Genomic DNA, 2,693 nt, shown 5'->3' with positions numbered 1-2,693 from the left:
TCGACGAACACGAGGACATGATCCGGGCGATCGTCGACGGCGATGTCGAGCGCGCCGATGAACTGGCAAGCGCCCATGCGGCCCAGATCGTCCACCAGATCCAGGAATACGTCTCCCGCGCCTATGGCAACGCATTGTCCATGCCGCGCCTCTGACGCCACCATAATTGATATTGTCCAAGGAATTGCCATGACTGCCTCCCTTCGTCCCGCCCCGATCGCCAATTCTGAGCGGGAGCAGCGGCTCGCCCGACTTCGCAGCGCAATGCAGGTCGCCAATGTCCACGCCCTTTTGCTCGGCTCGACCGAAAGCCTGCGCTATTTCACCGGAATGGTCTGGCACGCCAGCGAGCGCCTCGTCGGCGCGCTGGTGACGCAGACTGGGCTTACCTACATCGTTCCCGGCTTCGAGCAGAGCAAGGTCGAGACACTTGCCAAGCTCGATGGCGATATTGCGCTGTGGCAGGAAGACGAGAGCGGCGCCGAATGCGTGGCAAAACTGCTGGGGCAGGGCGATCGGCTGGCGCTCGATGATGCCCTGCCGCTGTTTGTCTATCATGCACTGGCTGCGAAACTTGGGCCTGACCGGCTGATCGATGGCGGGCGGCTGATTCGCGACATCCGTCTGTGCAAGTCCAATGCCGAGATCGCCATCATCCAGTATGCGATGAAGCTCACCCTGGAAGTGCATCGCCGCGCTCATGCCTTCATTCGCCCCGGCATACGCGCCTCCGAGGTCGTGCGCTTCATTGACGACCAGCACCGCGAATTGGGAGCTGCCGGCGGCTCCAGCTTCTGCATCGTCTCCTTCGGGGCGGCGACCTCGCTGCCGCACGGCGCAGATGGCGAGCAGACCTACCAGTCCGGTGACGTGATCCTCGTCGATACCGGCTGCCGGCTCGACGGCTACCACTCCGACCTGACCCGCACCTATGTGCTGGACGCGCCCGATGCCGATTTTGCCCGCAACTGGGCGATCGAGCGCGCGGCGCAGCAGGCCGTGTTCGACGCGGCAAATCTCGGCGCCACCTGTGGCAGCCTCGACGATGCCGCTCGTGCCCTGATCGCCAGCCACGGCCTCGGCCCGGACTACCAGTTGCCAGGCTTGCCGCATCGCGCCGGCCATGGCCTCGGCCTCGAGATCCATGAGGAGCCCTATATCGTGCGCGGCAACCAGACCCAGCTTGCGCCCGGCATGTGTTTCTCCAACGAGCCGATGATCGTTTTCCCCGACCGCTACGGCATCCGTCTGGAGGATCACATCTATATGGGCGAGAATGGTGCCCACTGGTTCACCGAGCCGGCGAAGGGGCCGACCGAACCTTTTGCTTGAGGGTTTGAGGTGTAGACAGGTTGAAAGCCCCGCCGGATCGTTCCGGCGGGCTTTTTTCTGATCGCCCGTTTGATGACCAGTTGTTTACCGAGAAAAACAACTCTGCTTTGCATGAGGCGCCACTAAATGCACCATAGGCTGATTGTCTGAGGCAAGTCTCAGAGACAAAGGGAGCGTATAGTATTGGCCGCCAATATTCGTCTGCCGCGCCTGGCTGTCCTGATCGACGCCGACAATACCTCTTCCAAGATCGTCGACCGACTGTTTGAAGAGATCGCGCGAATCGGCGAAGCGAACGTTCGCCGTATCTATGGTGATTTCGCCAGTCCATGTTCGAAAGGCTGGAAGGAAGCGCTTGCGCGCCACGCCATAGTTCCGCAGCAGCAGTTCGCCTACACCGCCGGAAAGAATGCGTCGGACATCACATTGGTCATTGATGCCATGGATCTGCTTCTCAGTGGCCGCTTCGATGGCTTTTGTCTGGTTTCGTCGGACAGCGATTTCACACGACTCGCGTCGAGAATCCGCGAGCAGGGCTTGGACGTGTTCGGTTTCGGCGAACAAAAGACGCCTGAAAGCTTCAGGCAGGCGTGTCGCCGGTTCATCTACACGGAGAATCTTCTCGTTCAGCCTGCTGTGGACGCCGGCCCGAAGCCCACGTCGCCGCTCAAACCGCCGAGCGCAGCAACGCCGATCATCAAACGGGTGCTGGTAGAAATCCACAGCGAGGACGGATGGGTGCCGCTTTCTGCACTCGGCAAGCAGCTTTCGAACATGAAGACCGAATTCGATCCGAGAGCTTACGGCCACACCAAGCTGAGCCAGTTGGTGATAAAGGCTGGAGCGTTTGAAATTGAACAGCATGAAGCAGGCCACATGCGTATGCGCCTGCGCAGACAGCACGCGTAGCCGCTGTTTGATCGTTCAAAAATACAGAAAAAGAAAGATGGTGGGCGATGACGGACTCGAACCGCCGACATCCTCGGTGTAAACGAGGCGCTCTACCAACTGAGCTAATCGCCCGCTCGCTGACCGGATCATGTCCGCCGCGTCGGTGGCCGTGATCTATGCGGATCGGCGAAAATCCGCAAGAGCGTTTGTGAAGTTTTTTTGTTTTTTTTACTCGCGGTTCATCGGGCTCTTGTGAAAAAGCCCGGAAAATCGGGAGCCTCGCCCTGCGTCCCGTTGTCGCGAACCGGAATGCATGATCGGGGTCGGGAAGGGGGCTTTGGATAAAAATGACTTGCTCGCAGTTTTGTCTTGAAAGCTGCTTGACACTCCCAGACGAACGCCTTAGTTAGCCGCTCATCGAACGGGTTAGCCCGCTCGGCGAGGAGCGCTTTACTCCTCATCTGGAAATA

At 59.6% G+C, this 2,693-nt stretch carries 2 protein-coding genes, 1 tRNA gene and 1 pseudogene; 3 read left to right on the top strand and 1 reads right to left on the bottom strand.

Going from position 1 to position 2,693, the window contains the following annotated elements; all coding sequences use genetic code 11:
• The 3 genes and pseudogenes from PDO_RS29070 to PDO_RS12350 all read left to right on the top strand — a co-directional run.
• Positions 1 to 155, top strand: a pseudogene (locus PDO_RS29070) (GntR family transcriptional regulator); the annotation flags it as partial.
• Between the two features lie 34 nt (positions 156 to 189).
• Positions 190 to 1,332 carry a M24 family metallopeptidase gene (locus tag PDO_RS12355; protein ID WP_009110024.1) on the top strand — a complete coding sequence of 381 codons (1,143 nt, stop codon included), beginning with the start codon at positions 190 to 192 and terminating at the stop codon, positions 1,330 to 1,332.
• 183 nt (positions 1,333 to 1,515) lie between these two features.
• Positions 1,516 to 2,241 carry an NYN domain-containing protein gene (locus PDO_RS12350; protein ID WP_009110022.1) on the top strand — a complete coding sequence of 242 codons (726 nt, stop codon included), beginning with the start codon at positions 1,516 to 1,518 and terminating at the stop codon, positions 2,239 to 2,241.
• A 38-nt stretch (positions 2,242 to 2,279) separates the two neighbouring features.
• Here the strand turns inward: PDO_RS12350 and PDO_RS12345 are convergent.
• Positions 2,280 to 2,355, bottom strand: a tRNA-Val gene (locus PDO_RS12345).
• Positions 2,356 to 2,693: the final 338 nt, after the last annotated feature.

This window comes from Rhizobium sp. PDO1-076 (genome assembly GCF_000247475.1).
Lineage (GTDB): Bacteria > Pseudomonadota > Alphaproteobacteria > Rhizobiales > Rhizobiaceae > Allorhizobium.
The sequence above is the reverse complement of the archived record's forward strand: the minus strand, read 5'-3'. Positions and strand labels throughout refer to the sequence as shown.

Bases quoted from the DNA above. Each gene is read 5' to 3' on its own strand.
- PDO_RS12355 (WP_009110024.1), top strand. From the start codon at position 190: ATGACTGCCTCCCTTCGTCCCGCCCCGATCGCCAATTCTGAGCGGGAG.